The organism is Bradyrhizobium sp., assembly GCF_049519115.1.
In the GTDB taxonomy this organism is placed as follows: Bacteria; Pseudomonadota; Alphaproteobacteria; order Rhizobiales; family Xanthobacteraceae; genus Bradyrhizobium.
Window position 1 is genome coordinate 1 of sequence record NZ_JBEKRB010000043.1, and the last position, 25,999, is coordinate 25,999.

A 25,999-nucleotide genomic window follows, 5' to 3' on the forward strand; every position below is an offset into this window, starting at 1 on the left:
GCTCTTCATCGAAACGCCGCGGATCGGCACCGCCGACCAGCGACGCATCGCGGCCGTCCTCGAAACGCTCGGCTGGCACCGGCTTAAGGTCGACTGGCAGGGCAAAAGATGGTGGGGGCCGAGGGCAAGATGAGTCGCACCCCTGTCCGCTGCACCCGGGTTGATCTCGCTCGCTCGATTCCGTGGCCAGGCATTCATGGCGCCGGTGATGGAGCCGTTGTTGCCGAAGATGTTACCGCCATCACCGCATCAACATCCGCAAGACGCAGGCGGAGCGCGGCGGTCGCTTGTAGCAACAGAGCGCGCCCTCCATGTTTGGCCGCAGCGTAAGCTGACTTGACGGATTCCCGGGTTTCCGTATGACTAAGCGTAGTTACCCAGAGTGCTTCGAACCACCACCGCGCGAGGTGATCGCGGACACGACGCCGCTCAGACTTTCCACGGCGGCTCGCATTGCTTTTCCGGATGGGTCGGTATCCGGCGACACGCTGGGTCGGTATGCTCGTGCAAAGTTGCTCACAATCGAGAAGATAGCGGGCAAAGTGTTTACGACGCTAGCGGACATTAGGGAGATGAGACACCGATGCCGCGTCCACGCAAAACCACTCGCCTCTGGCTCCGACCAGGCCGCGCCGATAGAGCCGCCATCTGGGTCATCCTCGACGGAGGCCGGGAAGTCAGCACAGGCTGCGGCCAGGGCGATCCTGAAGGAGCCGAAAGAGCCCTCGCCGACTACGTCGCGCAAAAGCACGACCCGAAAGCCGCGCGCGGAGGTAATCCCAATCAGGTAATGGTGGCCGACGCGCTTGTTGTCTACTATACCGACCGCGTCTTGCGCGATAACTTGCCCCGACCGAAAGCCATCAAGAAGCGGCTCGACAATCTCAACGACTTTTTCGGCGCGTACACCATCGGCCAGTTGACCGGCGATCTCCAGCGCCGATATGTCGACAAGCGCGGCTTCTCCTCGGCCGCGCGGCGCGATCTGGAAGACTTGGCCGCCGCCATCAACTTCTACAATCAGGACAAAGTCGGCGGCGTGAACATGCTCTTCCGGCCGGTGTTGCCGGATGCGCCATTGGCACGCGAGAGAAACCTCACGCGGGACGACGTCGCCAAGCTTGTTTGGACGGCATGGCGCGCCCGGCAAACCAATCGCGGCGGCGGCGAAGGCCGATATACCCAAAAACACATTGCTCGGTTCATTCTGGCCAGCTTTACACCGGCAGCCGCGCCGGAGCCGTTTGCGGCGCGGCTCTGATGCCGACCATCGGTCGCGGTTATGTCGACGTCGATACCGGGCTCTTCCATCGCAAGCCGATGGGCCGGAAAGAGAACAACAAGCGGCAACCAACCGTCGAGCTTTATCCCGGCCTCCTCGCCCATATCCGACGCTGGAAGCGCATTGGCATCAGCAATCACTCGGTCATTGAGTACAACGGCAAGCCCATCAAGCGCATCAAGCGCGGCTGGGAGACGCTGCGCACCAACGCCGGACTTGGCGACGATGTCCTGCAACATACCCTGCGTCACGCCGCGATCTCATGGATGCTCTGGAAAGGAATCCCAGCCTCCGACGTCAGCGAGTATTGCGGCGTGAGCGAGGCCATCATCAAGAAGCACTACAAGCATTTCATCCGCGACGGATTCCGCCGCGTGTTCGCTGGAATGCGGAGTCGGGAGACGGCTTGAACAGCGGCAGCCTTGGGAGGGCGACTATGCCAAGCGAGCATCGCTGGGAAGAGATCAGCAAAGACGGCCCGATCGACGGGTACGCTTCGATTGTTCATCGAATGAGGGTCGCGGGCGGATACATCTACAAAGACACGACTATGTATCTTCGTGGCCTGCTTGGCCCGAAGTTCACTACGTCTCTCGTTTTCGTTCCTGATTCAAAATGAAGATGGCCGACGATTGGTGCCGCGATGCCTAAACGTCATTTGAAATCGGACAACGGCGAAAAGGATTCCTTTTGGTATGGCAACAACGCCGCATTCACATGCCCATGCTGTGGCCGGGTCTTTTTGGTAAGTGGGCATCTAAATCCGCACGGCCTTCATTGCCCTCCTCCGGGCTGTGGCAGATCGTATGCCTACGTCGAGGGCGGCAAGGATTCGCAGGGAATCGCCGTGATCACTTAGCCAGTTCGCCCCGGCTCAACCGAGGAAGATGGTGCGCGGTGAGAGGATCGAACTCCCGACCAGATGCGTGTAAAGCACCTGCTCTACCGCTGAGCTAACCGCGCGGCCGTGCCCATGGGTTTCATGGGCGGTATCATGGGCGTACACCGGCAACCATCGAAAACCTGCCGCAAACTGTCTCAAAGGCATCGCGGTGTAAACGAGATGCTCTAACCAGCTGAGCTAGCCGCCCATGGCCCTGTGTTTAGCCTCGCCAGGCCCATCCGTGCAAGGTCCGACACAGCCGCATCGCGTTGGATAGCGGGCAAAAAAACGGCGCCCGAAGGCGCCGTTTATTGATCCAATGACTTTTTCGCGTCAGTGAGCGGTCAGACCGCCCGGGGCCTCGTCGCCGGCGTCCGGGTTGGTCACCGGCACCTTGGCGGAGTCCTCTTCCCAGACGATCGGCACGGGGGTCCGTACCAGCGCCCTGGAGACAACCTCGTCGAGCCGGGCCACCGGAATGATGTTCATCCCGCCCTTGATCGCATCGGAAATCTCCGTGAGATCCTTGGCGTTGTCTTCCGGGATCAACACCGTCTTGATGCCGCCGCGCGCGGCCGCGAGCAGCTTCTCCTTCAAGCCGCCGATCGGAAGCACCCGTCCGCGCAGCGTGATTTCGCCGGTCATGGCGACCTCATGCCGAACCGGGATGCCGGTCATCACCGAAATGATGGCCGTTGCCATCGCCACGCCGGCCGACGGTCCATCCTTCGGGGTCGCCCCTTCCGGAACATGGACGTGGATGTCGCGCCGGTCGAACAGCGGTGGCTCGATGCCATAGGTGATCGCCCGCGAGCGGACGTAGGACGCCGCCGCCGAGATCGATTCCTTCATCACGTCGCGCAGGTTGCCCGTGACCGTCATCTTGCCCTTGCCGGGCATCATCACGCCTTCGATCGTGAGCAGCTCGCCACCGACATCGGTCCAGGCAAGGCCCGTGACGATGCCGACCTGGTCGTCGGTCTCGATCTCGCCGTAACGATATTTCGGCACGCCGAGGAAATCCTCGAGCGTCTTCTCGGTGACCTTGACCGACTTCTTCTTCGAGATCATCAGCTCCTTCACCGCCTTGCGGGCGAGTGTCGAAAGCTCGCGCTCCAGATTCCGAACGCCCGCTTCGCGGGTGTAGCGGCGGATCATCAGGAGAAGCGCGTCGTCGTCGATCGACCATTCCTTGGCGTCCAGACCGTGCTTGGAGATCGCGTTCGGGATCAGGTGCTTGCGCGCGATCTCGACCTTCTCGTTCTCGGTGTAGCCGGCGATCCGGATGATCTCCATGCGGTCCATCAGCGGGCCGGGAATATTGAGCGTATTCGCGGTCGTGATGAACATCACGTTGGACAGGTCGTAATCGACCTCCAGGTAGTGGTCGTTGAAGGTCGAGTTCTGCTCGGGGTCGAGAACCTCAAGCAAAGCCGACGACGGATCGCCGCGGAAATCGGCGCCCATCTTGTCGATCTCGTCCAGCAGGAACAGCGGGTTCGAGGTCTTGGCCTTGCGCATCGACTGAATGACCTTGCCCGGCATTGAGCCGATATAGGTCCTCCGGTGGCCGCGGATTTCGGCCTCGTCGCGCACGCCGCCGAGCGACACGCGGACGAATTCACGTCCCGTGGCCTTGGCGATCGACTTGCCGAGCGAAGTCTTGCCGACGCCAGGAGGGCCGACCAGACACAGGATCGGGCCGGTCAGCTTGTTGGCGCGCGACTGCACGGCGAGATACTCGACGATGCGGTCCTTGACCTTCTCAAGACCGTAGTGATCGCTGTCCAGCACTTCCTGGGCGGCCACCAGATCCTTCTTGACCTTGGACTTCTTGTTCCACGGAATCGAGAGCAGCCAGTCGAGATAGTTGCGCACGACGGTGGCTTCCGCCGACATCGGCGACATCTGACGCAGCTTCTTCAGTTCGTGCTGCGCCTTCTCTCGCGCTTCCTTGGAGAGCTTGGTCTTGTTGATCTTCTCCTCGAGATCGGCGAGTTCGTCCCGGCCCTCGTCGTCGCCCAGTTCCTTCTGAATCGCCTTCATCTGCTCGTTGAGATAATACTCGCGCTGGGTCTTCTCCATCTGGCGCTTGACGCGCGAGCGGATGCGCTTCTCGACCTGGAGCACGGAGATCTCGCTCTCCATCAGGCCGAGCACCTTCTCAAGGCGCGCGGTGACCGACAGCGTTTCCAGGATCGCCTGACGATCGGCAATCTTGACAGCCAGATGCGAAGCGACGGTATCGCCGAGCTTGGCGAAATCCGTGATCGCCTGCACGACGCCGACGACCTCGGCGGAAATCTTCTTGTTGAGCTTCACATAGCTCTCGAAATCCGACACGACCGAGCGCGCGAGCGCCTCGGCTTCGACGGAAGTCGCGTCTGTATCGGCGAGCGCAACCGCGGTCGCTTCGTAATACTCGCTCCGCTCGGTGTATTTCTCGACGCGCGCGCGCTCTAGCCCTTCCACCAGCACCTTGACGGTGCCGTCGGGCAATTTCAGAAGCTGCAGGACGCTGGCAAGCGTACCGGTTTCGTAAATGGAATCCGGCGCCGGATCATCGTCCGACGCGTTCTTCTGCGTCGCCAGCATGATCAGCGCATCGTTCTTCATCACCTCTTCAAGGGCGCGGATCGACTTCTCGCGGCCGACGAACAGCGGCACGATCATGTGCGGGAAGACGACGATGTCGCGCAGCGGAAGCACCGGATACGCGTGGCTTTCGCCGTGAGTGATTGATGGCCGGGGTTTCGGGGTGGTCATGGCCTTTTCCTTTTGTTGTGCCCCCTTGCACGCCATCCGCAAACAAGCGCAACGGCCACAAGGTGCCAGATATGCCGGAACCGTGAGGCCCGATGAGGCCGCCTCTTCCGGTCTATTGAGGACGCGAATCTTGAAGGTGATGTCACGCCGCCAGTGACATTAGGTGGCTATCGACTGGGGGGGTGTCAAGTCGCCGAAAACCCCTATTACACAGGGCTAAACACGGCTTTCACGATGATACAAAACAGCCGCCGAAAGGCTCGGCAGCCACAGCGATACGCCATTTTCAGACGCCAGGCACATGATCCGGAAAAGCCTGTCGCGTCTTTCCAAAAAGACCATGCGCAAACAACGAACTAAAGCGCGATGGTGATAAGCCATCGCGCTTGGAAGAGTCTTTAGGCGCTGGCGCTGCTCTCCACCGCCCGGTCGGAACGGTCGGCATAGATGTAGAGCGGACGCGCCGTTCCTTCCACAACTTCGCGCGAGATCACGACCTCTTCGACACCTTCCAGACCGGGAAGATCGAACATGGTCTCAAGCAGGATGCTTTCGAGGATCGAGCGAAGGCCCCGCGCGCCGGTTTTGCGTTCGATCGCCTTGCGGGCGACCGCTCCAAGCGCCTCGTCGGCGAAGGTCAGTTCGATATTCTCCATCTCGAACAGGCGCTGATACTGCTTCACCAGCGCGTTCTTCGGATCGGTAAGGATCTTCTTCAGCGAAGCCTCGTCGAGATCTTCCAGCGTCGCCACAACCGGCAAACGGCCGACGAATTCCGGGATCAGGCCATACTTCAGCAGATCTTCCGGCTCGACATGGCGGAAGATTTCGCCGGTACGGCGGTCTTCCGGCGCCAGCACCTGCGCGGCAAAGCCGATCGAGGTCGAACGGCCGCGCGCCGAGATGATCTTCTCAAGCCCGGAGAACGCGCCGCCGCAGATGAACAGGATGTTGGTGGTGTCGACCTGCAGGAACTCCTGCTGCGGATGCTTGCGGCCACCTTGCGGAGGAACCGAAGCCACCGTGCCTTCCATGATCTTCAGCAACGCCTGTTGCACACCCTCGCCCGAGACGTCGCGGGTGATCGAGGGATTGTCGGACTTGCGGCTGATCTTGTCGATTTCGTCGATGTAGACGATGCCGCGCTGGGCGCGCTCGACATTGTAGTCGGCCGACTGCAACAGCTTCAGAATGATGTTCTCGACGTCCTCACCGACGTAACCGGCTTCGGTCAGCGTGGTGGCGTCCGCCATCGTAAAGGGCACATCGAGGATACGCGCCAGCGTCTGCGCCAGCAGCGTCTTGCCCGAACCCGTCGGTCCGATCAGCAGGATGTTCGACTTCGCGAGCTCGACATCGTTGTGCTTGGTCTGATGGTTGAGCCGCTTGTAGTGGTTGTGGACGGCGACCGAGAGCACCTTCTTGGCATGGCTCTGGCCGATCACGTAGTCGTCCAGAACCTTGCAGATTTCCTTCGGGGTCGGAATGCCGTCGCGCGACTTCACCAGCGAGGATTTGTTTTCCTCACGAATGATGTCCATGCAGAGCTCGACGCATTCGTCGCAGATGAAGACGGTCGGACCCGCGATCAGCTTGCGAACTTCGTGCTGGCTCTTGCCGCAGAACGAGCAATACAGCGTGTTCTTGGAGTCGCTGGCGCCAACCTTACTCATTCTTATCTCCGTCCGCAGTTCGTTCCAGCACGCCCGCCCTATTCCCGGTGGTTACCGGCCCCGACTTCTGAAAAGTCCAAGAGTTTGTAAATAGAGCAAAATTCGTACCAAAAAAGACCCTATTCCCAGATTGTCCGCGAGAATCGCGATCACTCGAATCCCATGCAAGCATACCCAGTGAGACCTAGCCAACCATGCTCGCACCCGACTATCAAGAATTCGCTAATTCGCGGGTCACTGAATATCCGTGACAATACCGTGATTTGCGCTTTCATCGGTGAATTATCAGCCGAAATCGACAAAACGTTGCGCGATTGCCACGCCGAAAAGCCCGGACGAAAGCGGAACTTTCATCCCGAACGGCGCCAAAAAGGACCGCTTCGGGACCTTTCCGCAATCAAGCAATCGTTAACGCCAGATCAACCAATTCGCCGGCCTGAACAAGTTGCCTGTCAGGTTGTCTCGTCACCTTGTCTCTCGTCAGCTTGTCTTGGCGGGAGCGGGTTCTTCGGCACGTTTGTCGATTACCTTGTCGACCAGGCCGAACGCCTTGGCGTCATCCGCGGTCAGGAACTTGTCGCGCTCCAGCGCGTCCTCGATCGCCTTGAAGGTCTGGCCGGTGTGCTTGACGTAGATCTCGTTGAGCCGCTTCTTCAGGTTCAGGATCTCCTGGGCGTGCAGCATGATGTCGGTGGCCTGGCCCTGGAAGCCGCCGGAGGGCTGATGCACCATGATGCGCGAATTCGGCAGCGAAAAACGCATGTCCTTCTCGCCGGCGGCGAGCAAGAGCGAGCCCATCGAGGCCGCCTGCCCCGTACAGAGCGTCGATACCGGCGGGCGAATGAATTGCATGGTGTCGTAAATCGCCAGTCCCGAAGTCACCACGCCGCCGGGCGAGTTGATGTACATCGAGATTTCCTTCTTCGGATTCTCGGCTTCGAGAAACAGAAGCTGCGCCACGGTCAGCGTGGCCATGCCGTCCTCAACCGGGCCGGTGACGAAGATGATCCGTTCTTTGAGGAGGCGCGAGAAAATGTCGTACGCCCGTTCGCCGCGGTTGGTCTGTTCGACCACCATCGGCACGAGGTTCATGTAGGTTTCAACGGGATCGCGCATTAGTCACCCAAAGGTTGGCAGGAAACGAACATCCGTCGGCGGGGCGATACGAACCGAAATCGCAAGAGCGGAGGAGCGTTCCGTGATGCAGGACGTGGTAAAGATAATTGACAAGATAGGCTAGGGTTTTCCGGCCACAAGACCAGCCCACCCGGCCACAAGACCGGGCAGAGCCCCTAGTTCAGCTGGCGCACTTGAAGCTGATTCTGGCAGGCACGCAAAGCTGCCCGCCGCGTGGCGGAGGCGCTTTCGCGTCTCAACCTTAACGCTGGACTTACAAGGGCCTATAGCGTTTTCGAGCGAAGTGGAAACCGGTTCGCATAGCAATCAAGTTTACGCAGATTGCGTAGACTTAATCTGCGGTAGAAAACGCGTCAAAACAAAAGACTAAGCGGCGCTCTTCTCGGCCTCGTCATCCTTGTAAAGCTCTTCACGCGAAACCTTCTTTTCGGTGACGTTGGCGAGCTCAAGAATGAAGTCGACCACCTTGTCTTCATAGATTGGCGCACGAAGCTGGGCCAACGCATTGGCGTTGTTGCGATAGAAGTCCCAGACTTCCTTTTCACGGCCCGGCATCTGACGGGCCCGCTCGATCACCGCGCGGCCGACTTCATCGTCGGTGACCGTGATCTTGTTTTTCTCACCGATTTCGGAGAGCACCAGGCCAAGCCGAACGCGGCGATCGGCGATCTTGCGGTATTCCTCTTTCGCCGCCTCTTCCGTCGTGTCTTCGTCGGCAAAGGTCTTGCCGCTGGACTCCATCTCCGACTTGATCGAGTTCCACATCAACTCGAATTCCTGGTCGACCAGAGACGGCGGCGCCTCGAAGCGGTGGGTTTCGTCGAGGCGATCGAGCAGGATGCGCTTGACGCGCTGACGCGTGGCGCCGGCAAATTCAGCCGTGATCCGCTCGCGCGCCGCGTCCTTGAGCTTGTCGAGCGAATCCAGACCAAGCGTCTTGGCAAACTCGTCGTCGATGACGGGCTCCTGCGGCGCCTCGATCAGGGACGCCGTGGTTTCGAACTCGGCCGGCTTGCCGGCGAGTTCCGTATTGCCGTAGCTCGCGGGGAACGTGACCTTCAGGACACGGGTTTCGCCGGGCGCGATGCCGACTAGTTGTTCTTCGAAGCCGGGAATGAAGGTGTTGGAGCCGATGGTCACGGGGATGTTCTCGGCGGTGCCGCCCTCGAACGCCACGCCCTCGATCGTCCCCTTGAACGAGACGGTAACGCGGTCGCCGTTTTCGGCCTTGGCGCCGTCACCCTTGGCGGCAAAGGTCTTGTTCTGATCGGCGATGCGCTTGACGGCATCCTCGACCTCGACGTCGGTGACTTCGGCGACCGGCTTCTCGACCTTGAAGCTCTTGAAGTCAGCCAGGGCAATCGCCGGCACCACCTCGATCGCAACCGTGTAGGTGAGATCGGATTTGCCCGACAGCAATTCCTCGACCTCTTTCCCCTCGGTCGGCATCGTAATCTTGGGCTCGGTAGCGAGGCGGAAGCCGCGATCGGTGAAGAGCTGCGAATTGGTATCGCGAATGGTCTGGTCGATGGTCTCCGCCATCACCGAGCGGCCGTAGACCTTCTTGAGGTGGCTGACCGGGACTTTACCCGGACGGAAACCGTTCAGGCGGACCTTGTCCTTCAATTCCACCAGACGCGCATCGGCCTTGGCATCGAGATCAGCCGCGGGAACGCTGATCTGAAACTCGTGCTTTAATCCCTCGGCGACCGTTTCCGTTACCTGCATGGCTTCAATCTTCTTCTAACGAGGTCCGGCCAAACGCCGGACGGCTTGTATTTGGTAGCGCATGGCGTCATGCCTTGCGCCGGCGATTTCGATGACTTCCAGAACCCTTTGAAATTCTTGCCTTATCTTGGCGGCCCGGCGCTCGAGGTCGTAAGGCTCCCAAGCAACCGGCGGCTCAAGGCGATGGGTTGACGCTCGTAACCCAATGGCGGTGCGAGATCAACAGTTCCCGAAGGGGCCGGGGCTCAAAATGGGCCTGGGTCGGGATGTGGCGATGAACGACGATGATCGCTAGTACCGCCGATCTGAAGTCCCTGCACTGCAAGCGGCGAGTTCTTCCAGGGACTTCAGATCGAAAGCGGTACTAGAATCACAAATTTGCTAGTGCCCTTTGCTTTCCGAAGTTCGCGCAAGAGAGTGCTGCGACGTTTCACGAACTTCGGAAAGAGGGCACTAGGCGGACCGCACGGTTCCGAGGAACCGGCCCATTTCCGACTTCAGCCGGTGGCTTTCGCTGGTGAGTGCGCGTGCCGACGACAGCACCTGCGAGGAAGCCGACCCGGTTTCGTTGGCGCCACGCTGGACGTCGACGATGCTTGCCGACACCCGCTGGGTGCCCGATGCCGCCTGCTGCACATTGCGCGAGATTTCCCGCGTGGCCGCCCCCTGCTGCTCGACCGAGGCTGCGATCGTCGCCGAAATCCCCGACAGCCGTTCAATGGTGGCGCTGATCTGGCCGATCGCGCCGGCCGACTGCCGGGTTGCGGCTTGAATGTCGGCAATCTGCTGGCCGATTTCGCCGGTCGCTTTCGAGGTCTGTTCAGCCAGAGCCTTGACCTCGGAGGCGACGACCGCAAACCCCCGGCCCGCCTCACCAGCGCGGGCCGCCTCGATGGTGGCGTTGAGCGCCAGGAGATTGGTCTGGCCGGCAATGGTGTTGATCAGTTCGACGACGTCGCCGATGCGGCTTGCGGCCTTGGAAAGCCCGCTGACATGCTCGGTCGTGGCCTGCGCCTCCGCGACGGCTTCACTCGCAATCCGCGCGGTCTCGTTGATCTGCCGGCCGATCTCACCGACGGAGGACGACAGCTCTTCCGTTGCGGCAGAGACCGACTGAACGTTGCTTGAGGCCTCTTCCGAGGACGCGGCCACCGTCGTACTGAGTTCCTGGGCGCGTTCGGCAGTGCTTGCCAGCGAACCTGCCGAGCACTCGAGTTCCTTGGAGGCTGTTGAGACGGCTTCGACGATCTGGCCGACCGCATTTTCGAAATCGTCGGCGAGCTTCAGCATATCCGACTTGCGTTGCTCGGCCGCGCGCAGCTCGGACTTCGCCTGATCGGTCTTCATGCGCTCGGCCTGGACCATCTTCTCTTTCAGGATCTGGATGGCGGAAGCCACCTTCCCGATTTCGTCGCTTCGTTCCTGTCCGGGGACGTTCGTGGCGGTGTTGCCTTCCGCCAGTTCGCCGATACTGCCGACAACGCCCATCAAGGGCCGCGAGATGGTCCGGCTCACCGCCACCATGAAAATCACGGCGCCTGCGACCGCCGAGAACGCGAGTAGCCAGGTGACCATCCAGCCGGTCCGCTGTGCGCCTTCGGAAGCGAGCCTTGCGTCCTGATCGGCAACCGCAATGAAGCGTGCTTTGGCTTTGCCCAGAAGCTCAGTCGGCGCGCGATCGATACCGGCCACCGCCGCATCGCCGACGGCGGAGTCAAAGCCACGATCCTTGAAAGCCTGAAGTCCGCGCCGGTAGGCCTCGCCCATCTGCTGATGAGCCGTGACGAACTGGCCGATCAGTTGCGAGGCTTCCGTATCGGTGACGCCCGCGCGCATTCGCTCGGTCGCGCCGCGGACATCGCTCTCACGTTGCTGGAACGCGCTCCAGTGTTTGTCGAGGGCTTCCGGCTTCTTGCCGCGGAGCAGCGTGTCCTTCCACTCCTGCACTTGTTTCTTGAAATTGGTCTCGACCGTCAAAACGTCGATGGCGTTGGCCTGGCTCGCCCGGACATCCCGGTCAAAGAGCTGAACGCTCGCCGCATATTGCCAGAAACCGTAGGCCGAGGCCGCGAGCAGAACGGCGATGCAAAGACCGAATAGGGTAAGGATACGGCCGCGAATTCCGAGCGAAAAGCCTGTCGTCGGGGGCATTCTCAAAATCCATCATTCAGAATCGGGGTCGTTAAAAATTGAGGCAGTATGTCCCGGCATGCTTTCACATTCCTTAAGCAAACCCGGTTTCTCAAGTAGAACCCGATGCTTGGCGGGAACGCCGCCAGCTGCAAGTTGTATGGTTTTGAAAGGTCAGCCTTCGGTAGCCCGAATATTTCACGAGGAGAAATTCGCATGGCGCGTGCCCAAGTTTAACGGGCGCTGCGCGGGCAGGATGTTGAAAGCGATGAACAGTGGTGCGGGCGGAGGGACTCGAACCCCCACAACTTTCGTCACTGGAACCTAAATCCAGCGCGTCTACCAATTCCGCCACGCCCGCAAGAGAAGCATCAAGGTTGGCCGCCATGTCGCGGGCGGCGTATACCATGAGCCTTCGCTTCGCAGCAATTTCCTATTCGCGTCTGCCGCTTGCCATATCATGCGGAAAATGGTCCGCATCAACGCTAGTGGAGTGGATTTGACATTCGCTATCCCCGGGCCGGAACTTCGTAAAGCGAATGTCAAATCCAAACTCCACTAGAAACCTAGATTTGCTAGTGGTCCTTTGATTCTAACATTTGCAAAAGTGCCAGCCACACCGGGATGCAAATGTCAGAATCGGACCACTAGGTACATGGCAGATCACATTCTTCGACCGAACCGCCGCGCGGTGATGGCGGGACTGGCCGCCGCCGCTTGCCAGTGGCCGGACCAGGCTGCCCATGCCGAACAGGCCTCCCGGCTGCGTTGCAAGGAAGACGTCCTCGACTTGCGCGAGGGCCAGCCGGCCACGCCCGTCTGGTCGCTTGGCGATCAACCTCTTCGTTTCAAGCGCGGCGATCGCCCCGAAATCACGTTGACCAACGATCTCCCGGTGCCGGCACTTCTCAACTGGCGCGGCCTCGATGGCGCAGCAGCAGCCGAACCAATGCTCGCCCGTCCCGCGCTCGCGCCCTCAGCCAGCGACACATTCCAACTCACGTTGCGGCACGCCGGAACGTATCTCAGCGATCTTGCTTTGCTCGGCGACGGCGCCGCGCGAGCCACGCGCGCTCTGCCGCTAATCGTCACCGAGAGCGAACCGGTCCAGGTCGATCGCGACGAGACTTTCCTGATCGAGGGCTGGCGGCTGAAGCCAGACGGCAGCGCCATTACTCCCGGCCTCGATCCCGAGGGGACAGTTTCGGTCTACACCGTGAATGGAAAGCTCACGCGGGAAATCAAAGCGCGCGGGCGCGAGCGTCTCAGGCTGCGCTTCATCAACGGCCTTCAACGCCAGGTGATCGCGTTGAAAATCGAACACCATGATGTCACCGTCATGGCGCTCGACAGTCAGCCGGCAGAACCGTTTCTGGCACGCGGCGGCACGTTTGCGCTGGCGCCGGGCGGACGGGCGGATGTTTTTGTCGATATGGCGCCGGAGGCGGGCAGCACGCCGATCCTGATGCATGACGGCGAAGCGGCACGGCCTGTCGCCGGGCTGGTCACGTCGGACGAAGCGCCGATCCGCCGTGAGACGCTTCCCCCGCCGGCCGCGCTGCCGTCGAACGGCCTGCCCGCGCGGCTTGATCTGAAGAGCGCGCTGCGGACCGATCTTCCGATCGGTGGCGATCCAAAAGACTGGCTGACGCCGGATACGTTCAAGGCGACCACGCCGCCGGCCTTCCGCACCAAGGCCGGCCGCGCGGTCGTGCTATCGTTGATCAACCGCGCACCAACGACATCCGTCTTTCATTTACACGGTCATCATTTCAGGCATCTCGACCGGCTCGACGATGGCTGGAAGCCGTTCTGGCTCGATACGATCGCGATCGATGCCGGACAGACACAACGCATCGCTTTCGCCGCGGAAGTTGCCGGACGCTTTTTGTTGGAGGCCGTCGAAGCAGATTGGAAAGCGCCGCGGCGCCTGCGCTGGTACAGCGTCGAATAAATTCTGCTCGCTCAGTATTCGACGCCCAGTTCGTCGTAGAGACGGCGCGTCACCGCAGGCAGCGTCTCGGGCAAATCCTCCGCGATCAGCCCGGGCCCCGCTTCTTGCGCCGCCTCGCCATGCATCCAGACCGCGATGGAAGCGGCCTCGAACGCCGGCACGCCTTGCGCCAACAACCCTGCAATCATACCCGACAGCACGTCGCCTGCGCCGGCGGTCGCAAGCCAGGGCGGCGCGTTGGCGGCGATTGTCGCGCGGCCGTCCGGCGAAGCCACCGTCGTGTCCGGCCCTTTCAGCAACACCACCGCGCCGGAGCGCTCGGCCGCCGCCCTCACCCGTTCGAGTTTGGAGCGCAATGGATGTTTGTTGCTGATGTCGCTGAACAGCCGCGGAAACTCGCCGTCATGCGGGGTCAAAACCACCTGGGCGTCCGGGATGCGCTTGATCGCCTCGAACAACCGCTCGGGGTTGCCGGCAAAACTCGTCAGCGCATCCGCATCCAGCACCACCGCCCGCTTCACTGAGAGCGCCGTCAGCACGAAATTCTCGGTGCGTTCGCCGACGCCAGCGCCCGGCCCGATCACGTAGGCGTTGAGGCGTTTTTCGTTCAGCAGTTCGGCGAATTCGACCACGGTGTCGATGGGTCGAACCATGACCGCCGTCAAAGCCGAGGCATTGACCGCCAGTGCCTCGCGCGGCGTGGCCAGCGTCGCCAGTCCTGCGCCCGCACGTAACGCACCTCGCGCCGACAGCCGCGCCGCGCCGGCTGCGGCGATCCCGCCGGACACCACGACGACATGGCCGCGGTTATACTTGTGACCCTCCATCGTCGGGACCGGAAACGCGCCGCTCCAGGACGATGGAATGTTCTCGAAGGTTTTGGGCGCGATCTCGATCAGCACGCGCGCATCGATGCCGATATCGGCGACACGCACGCGGCCGCAATTCAGCCGTCCCGGCAGCAACAGATGCGCCGGCTTGCGGCGAAAGAAGGTGATGGTCTCAATGGCGCGCACTGCCGTGCCCATGACGGCGCCGGTGGTGCCATTGATGCCGCTCGGCAGATCGACGGCGAGAACCGGCGCACCGTCGGCGTTGATCGCCTCGATCATATCCAGCGGCTCGCCCTTGACCGGCCGGTCGAGGCCAGCCCCAAACAGCGCGTCGATGATCAGCGCCGGTCTCCCGATCGCCTGGGGGTTGAACGGCAGCACCGGATATTTCCAGCCACGCGCGGCGGAGGCCGCATCGCCCTGCAAGCTGTCGCGCTCGCACAATAGGATGACGGAAACGTCCCGGCCGCGCGCGGCGAGTTCAGCCGCGGCGACAAAGCCATCGCCGCCGTTATTGCCGGGACCGGCGATCACCAGGATCGGCCCCTCCGCGACAAGCTCCATCGCTGCGGTGGCGACCGCCTGGCCCGCGCTCAGCATCAGGGAAAAGCCCGGCGTGCCGGCCGCGATCGCAAGCCGGTCGGCCCGCTCCATCTCGGCGGTCGTCAGAACTTCCATGCCCAATCCCCTGACAAAAACGCCCTTTTCGAAGGCACTTTTCGCATTGTCAAACGGCCGAGCCCGGATGGGCGCACACCATTTGACCTATTTGCCTAATTGCAGTGCTGCACTATGATTGGTCGATTCTCACCGATGGTCTTCCAGTGCCCGTTAAAAGATTGATAGTATTCCAAAATCGGGCGTCTTAACAATTTGGCATAGACCCTGCTTTCGAGGAAGCGAGTTCCGGATCGGCGAGCTTGAGAGAGCCAACCTCAGTCTAGCCAACCCGCGGACCCAACCATTCGCGCCATCGCGACAACAAACCTGAACGTCTTGAGACCCTAGAAAGTGCCGGGAGGCAACCTGTGAAGAAAATCGAAGCCATCATCAAGCCGTTCAAGCTGGACGAGGTTAAAGAAGCGCTGCAGGAAGTCGGACTTCAGGGCATTACCGTCACCGAAGCCAAGGGTTTCGGGCGCCAAAAGGGCCATGCCGAGCTTTACCGCGGCGCCGAATACATCGTGGACTTCCTGCCCAAGGTGAAGATCGAAATCGTTATTTCCGATGAACTGGTGGAGCGCGCGATCGACGCCATCCGCCGCGCGGCGCAGACGGGCCGCATCGGCGACGGCAAGATTTTCGTATCCAATATCGAAGAGGCCATCCGCATCCGGACCGGTGAATCCGGGCTCGACGCGATCTAGGCGAAATCCACTGCGATAGATATCTCCTACGATATTCCGTTGTTGCGGGACGGATTTCCTTCCGGCAGCGCTGCTCTGCCTATTTTCATGCCTTTTCCGATATTGTGTTGAGCATCCCCCGATTGTATTGACCTTGTGCCGGGTGCCGTCCTGCGGCCCCAAACCAAGACAGTCACCAAAAGGGGGATTCATGAAGACCGCCAAGGACGTCCTCAAGTCGATCAAGGACAACGACGTCAAATACGTCGATCTGCGCTTTACCGATCCGCGCGGCAAGTGGCAGCACGTCACCTTCGACATCACCATGATCGACGACGATATTTTCGCCGAGGGCACCATGTTCGACGGCTCCTCGATCGCGGGCTGGAAGGCGATCAATGAATCCGACATGTGCCTGATGCCCGATCCGGTCACCGCCACGATCGATCCGTTCTTCGCCGAGACCACCATGGTCATAACCTGCGACGTGCTGGAGCCGACCACGGGCGAGCCCTACAACCGCGACCCCCGCGGCATGGCCAAGAAGGCCGAGGCCATGGTCAAGTCGATGGGCGTGGGCGACACCGTGTTCTTCGGCCCCGAAGCCGAATTCTTCGTGTTCGACGACGTTCGCTTCCAGACCACGCCTTACAACACCGGCTTCAAGCTCGACTCCTCCGAACTGCCGATCAACTCCGACACCGAATATGAGGGCGGCAATCTCGGCCACCGCATCCGCACCAAGGCCGGTTATTTCCCGGTGCCTCCGCAGGACTCGGTGCAGGACATGCGCTCCGAAATGTTGGGCGCCATGGCCAAGATGGGCGTCAAAGTCGAGAAGCATCACCACGAAGTGGCCTCCGCCCAGCACGAACTCGGCATGAAGTTCGACACGCTGACGCTGATGGCCGACCAGATGCAGATCTACAAATATTGCATCCATCAGGTCGCGCATATCTACGGCAAGACGGCCACCTTCATGCCGAAGCCGGTCTATGGCGACAACGGTTCGGGCATGCACTGCCACCAGTCGATCTGGAAGGACGGCAAACCGGTGTTCGCCGGCAACAAGTATGCCGACCTCTCCGAGATGTGCCTGAATTACATCGGCGGCATCATCAAGCACGCCAAAGCAATCAACGCCTTCACCAACCCCTCTACCAACTCCTACAAGCGTCTGGTGCCGGGTTATGAAGCCCCAGTGCTGCTCGCCTACTCCGCGCGCAACCGCTCGGCCTCCTGCCGCATCCCCTATACGTCGAACCCGAAGGCCAAGCGCGTCGAAGTGCGTTTCCCCGATCCGATGGCCAATCCCTATCTCGGCTTCGCCGCGATGCTGATGGCGGGCCTCGACGGCATCAAGAACAAGATCGATCCGGGTCCGGCGATGGACAAGGACCTCTACGATCTGCCGAAGGAAGAACTCAAGGCGATCCCGACGGTGTGCGGCTCGCTTCGCGAGGCGCTCGAAAATCTCGACAAGGACCGCGCGTTCTTGAAGAACGGCGGCGTGTTCGACGACGACTTCATCGACGCCTATATCGAACTGAAGATGACCGAAGTGGAACGTTTCGAAATGACGCCGCACCCGGTCGAGTTCGAGATGTACTACTCGCTGTAAGTCGGCGGGCGAATTTACAAAAACAAAAGGGGCGCCTCATGGCGCCCTTTTTCATGCTAGTGGAGTGGATTTGACATTCGCTACACCTCAGCCGAGGATTCGCAATGCGAATGTCAAATCCAAAACTTCACTAGAAACCCATATTTGCTAGTGGTCCTTGGATTCTAACATTCGCAAAGGTGCCCGCTGAGAAGGGATGCGAATGTTAGAATCGGACCACTAGACGCAATGTGGCAACGAACTTCAGTTAGCCTGTTCGACATTCGTCGCGGCTGGCGCGAACGAACGCCGCCAGCATTGAAAATTGATGACAGCCCCCACGACCACCATCGGCACGATCGTCACAACGATCATCAACGGCGACAGCGGTACTGGCGAGATCAGTTCGAGCACCATCCCGGTGACCATCCAAAGCACCGAAAAACACACCGCAAAATCGATCCTCGGCACTTCCAGCCAGTACAGCAGCGCCGATATCGCGGTCGCAGGCGCGAGCGCGGCTCCGATCGCGCAAACCGTTAGTTCTTGTGGGGTCAGGACGTCAAGCACCATCGAGGCGAGCAGCCAAAGGCTCGCAAACATGACGATCATGTCGAAACGTTTCATGCCAGCCCCCGAGCGGCAATCGGCACTCCGCCATTGTTCACGTGAGGCGAGTGCCAGGTCAAGGGTTAACGGCAAAGGCCAACGCTCCGCTCGCGATGCGCGTTGCCTGGTCCAGTTTTACGGCATTTTCGAAACCGGCACACCTAAACCATGCGGCGCACCACGATATTCCGGCCGCGCCGATATTTATAGCTCTTCGAAATCCACGATGGGCTTGTAAATCCATCGCCGGCCATCGTGTCGGCGCCACACGCGGCCCCACACGATCGCGCCATCGATGGCACGCCGCGGAATCATCAGGTGCCAAATATGCCAGACGCGAGCCCAGGCGGGACGGAATCCGGAATTAAATTGATCTTCTAAATCGTTCAGCACGAGACCACGCTCGTTAATCTATTCACTAAATGGAGCGAGGCCGCTGCATATGGCCGCGGCACGCGACTGAATTGATTTTATCGCGGGCAAAGTCCCCCGCAACAAAACCCCTTCGTTAAGCTGAATGCCGGCTGAAAGCGTTAAATCTGGAACTAGCGGGGAGACCGACATCGGACACCGAGCTGCTCCAACGCGGCGCGGAGTCTGGCCGCGTTGTACGGCTTCTCGATGATCGCGACACGACGGTCATCGAGAAACCGCGCGCTCAGTCCCTGATCCTGTCCTGTGCTGGCGATGAGCAGCGGCAAATCGGCATGCATGGCGCGAAGCTCTCTGGCCAGAGCCTCGCCTTTTTTATCGCGCAACATCTCATCGATCAGAACCGCATCATACCGACCCTGGGCAGCTCTTACCCTCCCGACGGCCTCCGCAGCGGCGCCAGCCTGATCGGCGAGCAAGCCGACAGCCGCCAGCGCTTCCGACACAAACATCCGGACCGTTGGATCGTCCTCTACGAGCAGAACCCGTCCGGTTCGACCGATGTCGAGCACGTCCGCAATCTTTTCCGCGAGCGCCTGGTAAGTGAACGGCTTGCTGATGATTTCGACGCCCGGGTCGAGCCGTCCATTGTGCACGATGGAATTTTTTGTATAGCCTGACGTAAACAGCACCTTGAGCGATGGCCGGATGCGCCGGGCTTCGTCGGCGAGCTCACGGCCGGACATCGCGGGCATTACGACATCCGTGAACAGCAAATCGAGCCGCTGGTCCAGCATTTCGATCAGCCTGAGCGCGGTCGGTCCATCGTGAGCCTCCAACACGCGATAGCCGAGCTCGCGCAAGATCTCGACCGTGTAGGCTCGAACGTCGTGATCGTCTTCGACAACCAATATCGCATGGTCCTGTCCGCCGCGATCGACTGCCCTTTCGATCTTCTCTTCATCTTCCGCCGCGTTAAGAAGACGTGGCAGGTATATTTTGACCGTCGTGCCCGAATTTGGCTCCGAATAGATTTTCACATGCCCACCGCTTTGCTTGACAAAGCCGTAAACCATTGAAAGTCCGAGACCCGTGCCTTTTCCAACTTCCTTGGTGGTGAAAAACGGATCAAACACGCGAGCGAGCGTATCGCGGTTCATGCCGTGCCCGGTATCGGTGACGGCAATGACGACATAATTACCGGGGGAAACCTCGGCGTGGGCGGCAGAATATTCTTCGTCGAGGCGGGCATTCGCCGTTTCGATCGTTAGCGTCCCGCCCCGCTCCATAGCGTCTTTCGCATTCACGGCGAGATTCAAAAGTGCGCTTTCCAATTGATTGGGATCGGCTTCGACTTGCCAAAGACCGGGGCTGGAGACGGTTTCAAGTTTTATGGTTTCTCCGAGCGATCGATGCAGCAGATCAGCCATGCCGGAGACCAGCCGATCGACGTTGATGGGTTTGGGCGCCAGCGGCGAGCGCCGCGAAAAGGCTAGCAGCCGCTGCGTCAGCGAAGCGGCACGCTCGGCGCCTTTAAACGCATTATCCATCGCGCGGGTGGCGCGAACGCTTTCTCCGGTTGAAAGAGCCCGTCTCGCCATTTCGACGTTGCCCGTAATGATCGTCAGAAGATTATTGAAATCGTGCGCGATACCACCGGTCAGTTGACCGACAGCCTCCATCTTTTGCGATTGACGCAACGCCTCTTCCATTTTCTCGCGCTCGGCGATAGCCGCAGCGACCTTCGACTCCAGCTGCTCATTCAACTCCCGCAGCGCACTCTCGATCTGGCGTCGATGCTCGATGTCGATCAAGACGCCCGGAAAGCGCCGGGCAGCTCCGTTCGCATCCTTGTCCACGCGGCCGTTGGCTTCGATCCAGCGATAGTGGCCCTCGCGCTGCCTCACGCGATATTCGCAGCGGTAGGAACCGCCGCGGGCCAACGCTTCCTCGACCGCCTGCTCCACTCTTTGGAGGTCGTCCGGATGAACCGAGGCAACGGCGTCGGACAGGCGGATGCCGTTTCGGCATTTTTCAGCGTCGAGACCAAAGGTCCGTGCGAAGCGCTCATCGGCGGTAAGCTGATCGGCCTCGACATCCCAGACCCAGGTGCCGACGATCGCGCCGGCATCGAGCGCAAGTTGGACGCGTTCGGCCTGCTCGCGTTCGCGCGCTTCGCTGGCCGTGATCGCGGCAGCCGCCTGCGCGCGAATGCGGGCCATGCCGATATTGGCTGAGACTCGCGCCAGCAATTCGCGGGCGGAGAAAGGCTTGATCAGATAGTCATCGGCGCCTTCGTCCAGTCCTTCGACCTTGGCCTCCTCGCCTGCGCGAGCGGACAGCATGATCACCGGCAGATCAACCAACTTCGGGTCCGCTCGCACCTCTCGAAGAAGACCGAAGCCGTCCAGGCCCGGCATCATCACGTCGGTCACAAGCAGATCGGGCCGGCTTCGTCGCAAAATCTCAAGGGCCGCATTTCCGTCAGGAGCAAGCTCAACCGTGTAGCCGCTCTCGACCAACAGACGGGCGATGTAGCCTCTGAGATCAGCATTGTCGTCAGCCACGACAATCCGGCCCTTGTATTCAGATGCAATCAATGGTGCTGCGGCCGGGACCTCGTCGACGATATCGACGCCTGCATTACCGCCGGGCAGCCAACGCAATGCCTCTTCGACAAACGATTGGGTTCGCACCGGAGAAACGACCTCCTCGTCCGCGGCCTTGATCCGATCGACTGGGAGATGCGCGGAGCCTAACGGCATCGTGACCGTAAACGTCGTTCCCTTCCCGACCCCGCTTTCGACCTCGATGCGACCACCGTGGATCTTCACCAGCTCCTGGACGAGAGCCAGTCCAATGCCGGATCCTTCGAAGCTTCGGCCTTTGACTCCCTCGACGCGATGGAAACGATCGAACAATTTGGGAAGCTCGGCTGCGGGTATGCCCACGCCCGTGTCGGACAAAGTCAGGACGACGGAGGAAGCCGCCTGATGAAGTTCGACGGAAATCCCGCCTTCCAAGGTGAACTTGAAGGCATTCGAAAGCAGGTTGAGGACGATTTTCTCCCACATGTCGCGATCGATGTAAGCCGGCTGGGAGAGCGGCCTGGTATCGACTTTCAGCGTCATGCCGGCACGTTCGATCGCCGCCCTGAAGGATGAGGCCAGTTCCGCGGTCAGGCCGGCAAGATCGGTGGGCTGAAATCTCACATCGATGCGGCCGGCCTCGATGCGGGAAAAATCGAGCAGTGAATTGACGAGCCGAAGCAGGCGCAATGCGTTGCGCAGCACCGTATCCAGGCGCTGCTTCTGCGGGCCTTGATCGGATTCGGCAGCCAAAGCGTCTTCCAGCGGCCCGAGCATCAGCGTCAGAGGGGTGCGAAACTCGTGGCTGACGTTTGAGAAGAAGGCGGTTTTCGCGCGGTCAAGCTCGGCCAAAGACTCGGCCCGCTTTCTCTCGCGCTCGTATTCGTCGGCACGCGCAACCGCCGCCGTGATTTGCGATACCAACAATCCGATAAAGCCGCGATATTCGTCGTCCAGCAAACGATGCGGATTAAGTCCCGCGACCAGAAAACCGATCGGAGCATTTCCCTCCGTCGTAATCAGGGGCGATATCAGGGCTTGCGACGGCGGCTTTTGCCAATGCGCGGGCTGCAGATTGTTCACGAGTTGCGGGGCAACCGACACGATCGTGGCTTCGCTCAATCCGGAAAACGACCACGGACATGTCGCGGGAAGTTCGAGGCCGTGAACAGCCGCCAGCGCCGGCTCGTCACCGGAGCCGACGAAATAGAGGGCTGCGAACGGAATGTCTTGCGGATGCTTTTCGAGACTCTGCAAAAGAGCGGACATTACGTCTGACCTGACGGCGCCGGCGGCCAGTCTCGAACCGAGATCGCGCAGCGTCGCCAATTGCCGCTCGCCGATCACGCGCTCGGTAACCTCGGCAACTACACACAACATCCCGTTGATGGCGCCGCCGTCGTCCGCAAGCGGCGAATAGGAAAAGGTGTGATAGGTCTCTTCGGGAAATCCGCTCCTTCCCAGATAAAGCAGCAGCGCCTCATCCCAGGTGGCTTCACCGGTCTTCAGGACCTGATCGATGCGCGGACCGATGTCGGGCCAGATCTCGGCCCACACGCGGTCCGATCGGCTTCCGATCACCCAATCGCGCTTGATCCCGACTGTCGGCAAATAGGCGTCATTGCAGAGGAACGTGAGTTCGGGCCCCCATGCCATCCACATGGCAAATCGAGACGTCAGCATCACCCGCACGACCGCAGACAGGCTGGCCGGCCAGGTATCTGGAGGCCCGAGCGGGGTCTCTGACCAATCGCAAGCGCGCATCAGAGCGCGTACCGGCCCCGCCCCCTCGGTGACGCCAAAGCTCCGGCTAATAAGTGTGTCCATACAGCCACCCGGTGAGAGCGCCGCTGGAACTCCGAGCAGCAGCGAGATTCATAATCAAAACAGAGAGTAATCGTTCAGAAAACGATCGAAACGGAGCTAATTATTTATCAGAACGCTTTCGACGAGCAAGCTCGCGAGGCGCGCTGCAGCGGCAAAGACCTCACAGTAAAATCAGTCTGCATGGAACCTGAAAGCCCGTTCTGGCGTTGGTTCGGGTTTTTCTTCGTGCAACGAAGTATGCGACCTCGACATCCTACCCTTTTTCGGACACCGCCTTTCGCAGGATGCGCGACAGTAATTCAACGGAGTAAGGCTTCTGAATCAGCTCAAAGCCGCTATGGGCATTTTCCGCAAGCACGTTGCTGTATCCGCTCGTCAGCACCACTGGAAGACCGGGATAGCGCTCACGAAGCAGGATCGCGAACTCGACGCCGTTCATCCCGGGCATGATGACGTCGGAAAAAACCAGATCGACGGCAAACTCGTTTTCGGCCAAGAGCGCCAGGGCTTCCTTGGCGTTTGTAACGCGTCTGACGATATATCCCAGGTCCTCCAGCAGCTCGGCGGAAAACCGCCCAACCTCTTCATTGTCATCGACGACCAGCACGGAATGCCCCCGGCCGGAAGATGAAGTCTCACTGATGATGGCGTCCATCTGTGCCGCCGGTGCAGGTGGTGCAGCTCGCGGCAGGTAGATGGTGAATGTGGCGCCCTTGCCGAACTCGCTCACCACAGCGACGTCGCCGTCGGACTGCCTGGCGAAGCCAAAGGCCTGGCTAAGGCCGAGCCCGGTACCCTTGCCGACCTCCTTGGTCGTAAAGAATGGCTCGAAGATCGCTGCGAGATTTTCCGGCGCGATTCCTGTTCCGGTATCCTCGACCGAAATGGCGACGTAAGCTCCACTCCTTTCACTCTCGCCACGCGACGCTGGAATTGAATCGACTTTCCTCACCGCGATGGTCAGCCGGCCTTCTCCCTCCATGGCGTCTCGCCCGTTAACTGCAAGATTGATCAATGCGGTTTCAAATTGTGCAACGTCGGCAATCGCAAAGCATTCCGTATCGGCGATATCGGTTTCAACCCGGATACGGCTGCCGACCAGCGGACGAATGAGCTGCACAAAGCTTTCAACCTGGCCGCTCACATCAAAGATCTCCGGCTTCAACGGTTGCCGGCGAGCGAAGGCGAGCAGTTGCGTCGTCAATTTGGCGGCGCGCTCCACGGTATCGGAGATCGCGTCGATGTAGCGACGACGACGCTCCTCGGGCAAATCGCGGCGGCGCAGAAAATCGGTCGCGGAACGGATGATGGTCAGCAGATTGTTGAAGTCGTGGGCAACGCCGCCGGTGAGTTGTCCGATCGCCTCCATTTTCTGCGACTGACGCAACGCCTCCTCGCTTTGCCGCCGCTCCGTGATGTCGATCGCCTCCGGCACCGCTCCGGTAACCTTGCCGTATCGATCAAAGACTGGCCGCATCGTGAAATCAAAGAAACGGCTGCCGATGGGTAGATCGAGCATGAGATCATCCATCAGGACGTTTTCACCCCGCATCACCCGAACGAAGCCTTCACGTATGGCTTGGGGCACCCCCTCGGTTCCGGCAAACCATGGCGTGTCCCAATAGAGCTTTCCAATTACGTCGGCTGCTTCGGCCCCGATGCCTGCCAGCGCTGTCCTGTTGGCATAGACCACACTTCCCTCGGGACTCAGCAGGACCTGATATTGGTGGCTGCTTTCGAGAATGGCTCTCATTCTCGCTTCGCTGGCCTCCAGCTGGGCGGTTCGCTCGAGGATGCGCTGCTCGAGGGTTTCATTGAGCCGCCGTAGTCCCATCTCCGCGTTCTTGGCCGCGGTGATGTCGTGGGCAACGCCGATGAATCCGATATGTTTTCCGGTCGAAGCCCACCGGGGCTGCGATTCCGAGCGCAGCCAACGCCACTCGCCGTCGGCGCGCTTGTACCGCGCTTCCAGCACAAACGGCTTCAGGGAGGATTCGCCTTCGATCTGCTCTTTGAGAATCCGCGCCAGATCGTCCGGATGGAGCGCCTTGCGCCAGTCGAAAACGACCGCTTCCTCGTAGGGAAGCCCGACAAAATCGACATAAGCCTTGTTGGCGAAGGAGCGCGTCCGGTCAAGCTTGGTCACCCAGATCGGCACCGGCGCGCTATTCGCGATCAGACGAAAGCGCTGCTCGCTTTCACGTAAGCTCTGCTGCGCCAGCATTCGGTCGGTGATGTCGATGTGAGCCCCGAGCAGCCGGATGGCCCGTCCGCTTGGGTCACGCTCAATCCTGGCCACCACGCCGATCCAGCGCAACTCGCCGTCGCTGGGCCGTATGATGCGATATTCGGCCGTGTAGTCCTCATCCCTGCCCGCGATAGCGGTAAGGAATTGTTGCTCGGTTGCTTCCCGATCGTCGGGATGAATGCGGTTGACCCAGTCCTGGTGACTCTCGCCGGCCGCCTCAGGCGGCAGCCCATGGATCAGCAGATATTCCGGAGAGCGGCGATTGCGAAATCCGCTGCGGAGATCGACCTCGACCCCACCCACGCGGCCGATCCGCTGGATGCGCGCAAGCTCGGCTTCGCGCTCCTGCAACGCCTGATAGGCGTTGTCGCGCTCGCGCGCGATTTCCAGCACATGCTGGCGTAGATTTTCGGCTGCCGCCGCCCCGCCCAAACCGTCGTTCAAGTTTCTGAACTCGTCATGCCCGTCTGCGGGTGTAAGCCGCAAATGATTGTCAAAAACAGAGATGGATGCAACGTCGCTGATTTGTGCGGAAAATCGCACGAGGCCAAACCATTAACGGTCAGCCTGGCGGCGAGTTCCATCACGGCACGCAGAATAAGCAAGAGACGCCGACCTGGGTGCGCCTGCTATTTTCACGATGTTAAAATCGGTAACCCGAAACACCCATAGGGCGCACTTTTCAGGCGAGGCGGACGGCCAATTCGTTCCATTCCAAGCTGCATGCGTAAATCCCTGGGCCTGCCATTGCCGCCGAAACGTCATGGGGCCGGGAACGTTGACCGTGATCAAAAGCAGGCGACGGGAATGGCGAGCAAAACAAATGGAAACTCAGGAGATTCAATCGCTGACGCCGTTGCGTGGAATAGCAGCAATCTGGGTCATCTGCTTCCACTATGCCGTTGTCTACTTCGCCTTTCGGCCGGAGCAATTCAGCTGGGTGTTCAATAAAGGATATCTCGCCGTCGACATCTTTTTCATGTTGAGCGGCTTTGTTTTGAGCCACGTCTATTGGTTTTGAGC

The 25,999-nt window shown here is 60.3% G+C and carries 15 protein-coding genes and 2 tRNA genes; 6 read left to right on the forward strand and 11 right to left on the reverse strand.

Annotated elements, in window-relative coordinates:
* Positions 1 to 583: 583 nt before the first annotated feature.
* Together ABSE61_RS26760 and ABSE61_RS26765 are read left to right on the forward strand one after the other, a co-directional pair.
* Positions 584 to 1,261, forward strand: a complete 678-nt coding sequence (locus tag ABSE61_RS26760; protein ID WP_423874161.1) for a hypothetical protein — start codon at positions 584 to 586, stop codon at positions 1,259 to 1,261.
* Positions 1,261 to 1,692: a site-specific integrase gene (locus ABSE61_RS26765; RefSeq protein ID WP_423874162.1), complete on the forward strand. Its 432-nt coding sequence runs from the start codon at positions 1,261 to 1,263 to the stop codon at positions 1,690 to 1,692. Before ABSE61_RS26760 ends, ABSE61_RS26765 begins: the two co-directional genes overlap by 1 nt.
* A gap of 478 nt (positions 1,693 to 2,170) precedes the next feature.
* On the opposite strand, the gene ABSE61_RS26770 is transcribed toward ABSE61_RS26765, so the two are convergent.
* The 7 genes from ABSE61_RS26770 to ABSE61_RS26800 form a co-directional block, all read right to left on the reverse strand.
* A tRNA-Val gene (locus ABSE61_RS26770) sits at positions 2,171 to 2,245 on the reverse strand.
* 253 nt (positions 2,246 to 2,498) lie between these two features.
* Complete coding sequence (gene lon, locus ABSE61_RS26775) at positions 2,499 to 4,931, reverse strand: endopeptidase La (protein WP_423874163.1); 2,433 nt, start codon at positions 4,929 to 4,931, stop codon at positions 2,499 to 2,501.
* A gap of 398 nt (positions 4,932 to 5,329) precedes the next feature.
* On the reverse strand, positions 5,330 to 6,604 hold the full coding sequence (clpX, locus tag ABSE61_RS26780; protein ID WP_079603455.1) for an ATP-dependent Clp protease ATP-binding subunit ClpX: 1,275 nt from the start codon (positions 6,602 to 6,604) through the stop codon (positions 5,330 to 5,332).
* A gap of 480 nt (positions 6,605 to 7,084) precedes the next feature.
* Positions 7,085 to 7,720: an ATP-dependent Clp protease proteolytic subunit gene (locus ABSE61_RS26785; RefSeq protein WP_423874164.1), complete on the reverse strand. Its 636-nt coding sequence runs from the start codon at positions 7,718 to 7,720 to the stop codon at positions 7,085 to 7,087.
* 387 nt (positions 7,721 to 8,107) lie between these two features.
* Positions 8,108 to 9,469: a trigger factor gene (gene tig, locus ABSE61_RS26790; protein ID WP_423874165.1), complete on the reverse strand. Its 1,362-nt coding sequence runs from the start codon at positions 9,467 to 9,469 to the stop codon at positions 8,108 to 8,110.
* A gap of 453 nt (positions 9,470 to 9,922) precedes the next feature.
* Positions 9,923 to 11,620, reverse strand: coding sequence for a methyl-accepting chemotaxis protein (locus tag ABSE61_RS26795; RefSeq protein ID WP_423874166.1), 1,698 nt, complete (start codon positions 11,618 to 11,620; stop codon positions 9,923 to 9,925).
* 255 nt (positions 11,621 to 11,875) lie between these two features.
* Positions 11,876 to 11,960 (reverse strand) — tRNA-Leu (locus ABSE61_RS26800).
* A 294-nt stretch (positions 11,961 to 12,254) separates the two neighbouring features.
* On the opposite strand from ABSE61_RS26800, the gene ABSE61_RS26805 reads away from it, so the two are divergent.
* Positions 12,255 to 13,553, forward strand: a complete 1,299-nt coding sequence (locus tag ABSE61_RS26805; protein ID WP_423874167.1) for a multicopper oxidase family protein — start codon at positions 12,255 to 12,257, stop codon at positions 13,551 to 13,553.
* Between the two features lie 11 nt (positions 13,554 to 13,564).
* Here the strand turns inward: ABSE61_RS26805 and ABSE61_RS26810 are convergent, their stop codons facing one another.
* A complete protein-coding gene (locus tag ABSE61_RS26810) occupies positions 13,565 to 15,064 on the reverse strand; it encodes an NAD(P)H-hydrate dehydratase (protein WP_423874168.1) in 1,500 nt (499 codons plus the stop codon).
* Between the two features lie 350 nt (positions 15,065 to 15,414).
* Here ABSE61_RS26810 and ABSE61_RS26815 point away from each other — a divergent pair, with 350 nt between their 5' ends.
* Positions 15,415 to 15,753 carry a P-II family nitrogen regulator gene (locus ABSE61_RS26815; RefSeq protein ID WP_072824146.1) on the forward strand — a complete coding sequence of 113 codons (339 nt, stop codon included), beginning with the start codon at positions 15,415 to 15,417 and terminating at the stop codon, positions 15,751 to 15,753.
* A gap of 190 nt (positions 15,754 to 15,943) precedes the next feature.
* Positions 15,944 to 17,353, forward strand: a complete 1,410-nt coding sequence (gene glnA / locus ABSE61_RS26820; protein WP_423874169.1) for a type I glutamate--ammonia ligase — start codon at positions 15,944 to 15,946, stop codon at positions 17,351 to 17,353.
* Positions 17,354 to 17,596: 243 nt separating this feature from the next.
* On the opposite strand, the gene ABSE61_RS26825 is transcribed toward glnA, so the two are convergent.
* The 3 genes from ABSE61_RS26825 to ABSE61_RS26835 all read right to left on the reverse strand — a co-directional run bounded on the left by ABSE61_RS26825 (position 17,597) and on the right by ABSE61_RS26835 (position 25,420).
* On the reverse strand, positions 17,597 to 17,959 hold the full coding sequence (locus ABSE61_RS26825) for a hypothetical protein (protein WP_423874170.1): 363 nt from the start codon (positions 17,957 to 17,959) through the stop codon (positions 17,597 to 17,599).
* 527 nt (positions 17,960 to 18,486) lie between these two features.
* Positions 18,487 to 22,728, reverse strand: a complete 4,242-nt coding sequence (locus ABSE61_RS26830) for a response regulator (protein WP_423874171.1) — start codon at positions 22,726 to 22,728, stop codon at positions 18,487 to 18,489.
* 253 nt (positions 22,729 to 22,981) lie between these two features.
* Positions 22,982 to 25,420 carry a hybrid sensor histidine kinase/response regulator gene (locus ABSE61_RS26835; protein WP_423874172.1) on the reverse strand — a complete coding sequence of 813 codons (2,439 nt, stop codon included), beginning with the start codon at positions 25,418 to 25,420 and terminating at the stop codon, positions 22,982 to 22,984.
* Between the two features lie 340 nt (positions 25,421 to 25,760).
* On the opposite strand from ABSE61_RS26835, the gene ABSE61_RS26840 reads away from it, so the two are divergent.
* Entirely contained in the window at positions 25,761 to 25,997 is a 237-nt protein-coding gene (locus ABSE61_RS26840) for an acyltransferase family protein (RefSeq protein WP_423874198.1), read from the forward strand.
* Positions 25,998 to 25,999 lie beyond the last annotated feature (2 nt).

Excerpts from the sequence above, each read along its gene's own strand:
- ABSE61_RS26760 (WP_423874161.1), top strand. The coding sequence starts at position 584 with ATGCCGCGTCCACGCAAAACCACTCGCCTCTGGCTCCGACCAGGCCGC.
- ABSE61_RS26765 (WP_423874162.1), top strand. The coding sequence starts at position 1,261 with ATGCCGACCATCGGTCGCGGTTATGTCGACGTCGATACCGGGCTCTTC.
- lon (WP_423874163.1), bottom strand. The coding sequence starts at position 4,931 with ATGACCACCCCGAAACCCCGGCCATCAATCACTCACGGCGAAAGCCAC.
- clpX (WP_079603455.1), bottom strand. The coding sequence starts at position 6,604 with ATGAGTAAGGTTGGCGCCAGCGACTCCAAGAACACGCTGTATTGCTCG.
- ABSE61_RS26785 (WP_423874164.1), bottom strand. The coding sequence starts at position 7,720 with ATGCGCGATCCCGTTGAAACCTACATGAACCTCGTGCCGATGGTGGTC.
- tig (WP_423874165.1), bottom strand. The coding sequence starts at position 9,469 with ATGCAGGTAACGGAAACGGTCGCCGAGGGATTAAAGCACGAGTTTCAG.
- ABSE61_RS26795 (WP_423874166.1), bottom strand. The coding sequence starts at position 11,620 with ATGCCCCCGACGACAGGCTTTTCGCTCGGAATTCGCGGCCGTATCCTT.
- ABSE61_RS26805 (WP_423874167.1), top strand. The coding sequence starts at position 12,255 with ATGGCAGATCACATTCTTCGACCGAACCGCCGCGCGGTGATGGCGGGA.
- ABSE61_RS26810 (WP_423874168.1), bottom strand. The coding sequence starts at position 15,064 with ATGGAAGTTCTGACGACCGCCGAGATGGAGCGGGCCGACCGGCTTGCG.
- glnA (WP_423874169.1), top strand. The coding sequence starts at position 15,944 with ATGAAGACCGCCAAGGACGTCCTCAAGTCGATCAAGGACAACGACGTC.
- ABSE61_RS26825 (WP_423874170.1), bottom strand. The coding sequence starts at position 17,959 with ATGAAACGTTTCGACATGATCGTCATGTTTGCGAGCCTTTGGCTGCTC.
- ABSE61_RS26830 (WP_423874171.1), bottom strand. The coding sequence starts at position 22,728 with ATGGACACACTTATTAGCCGGAGCTTTGGCGTCACCGAGGGGGCGGGG.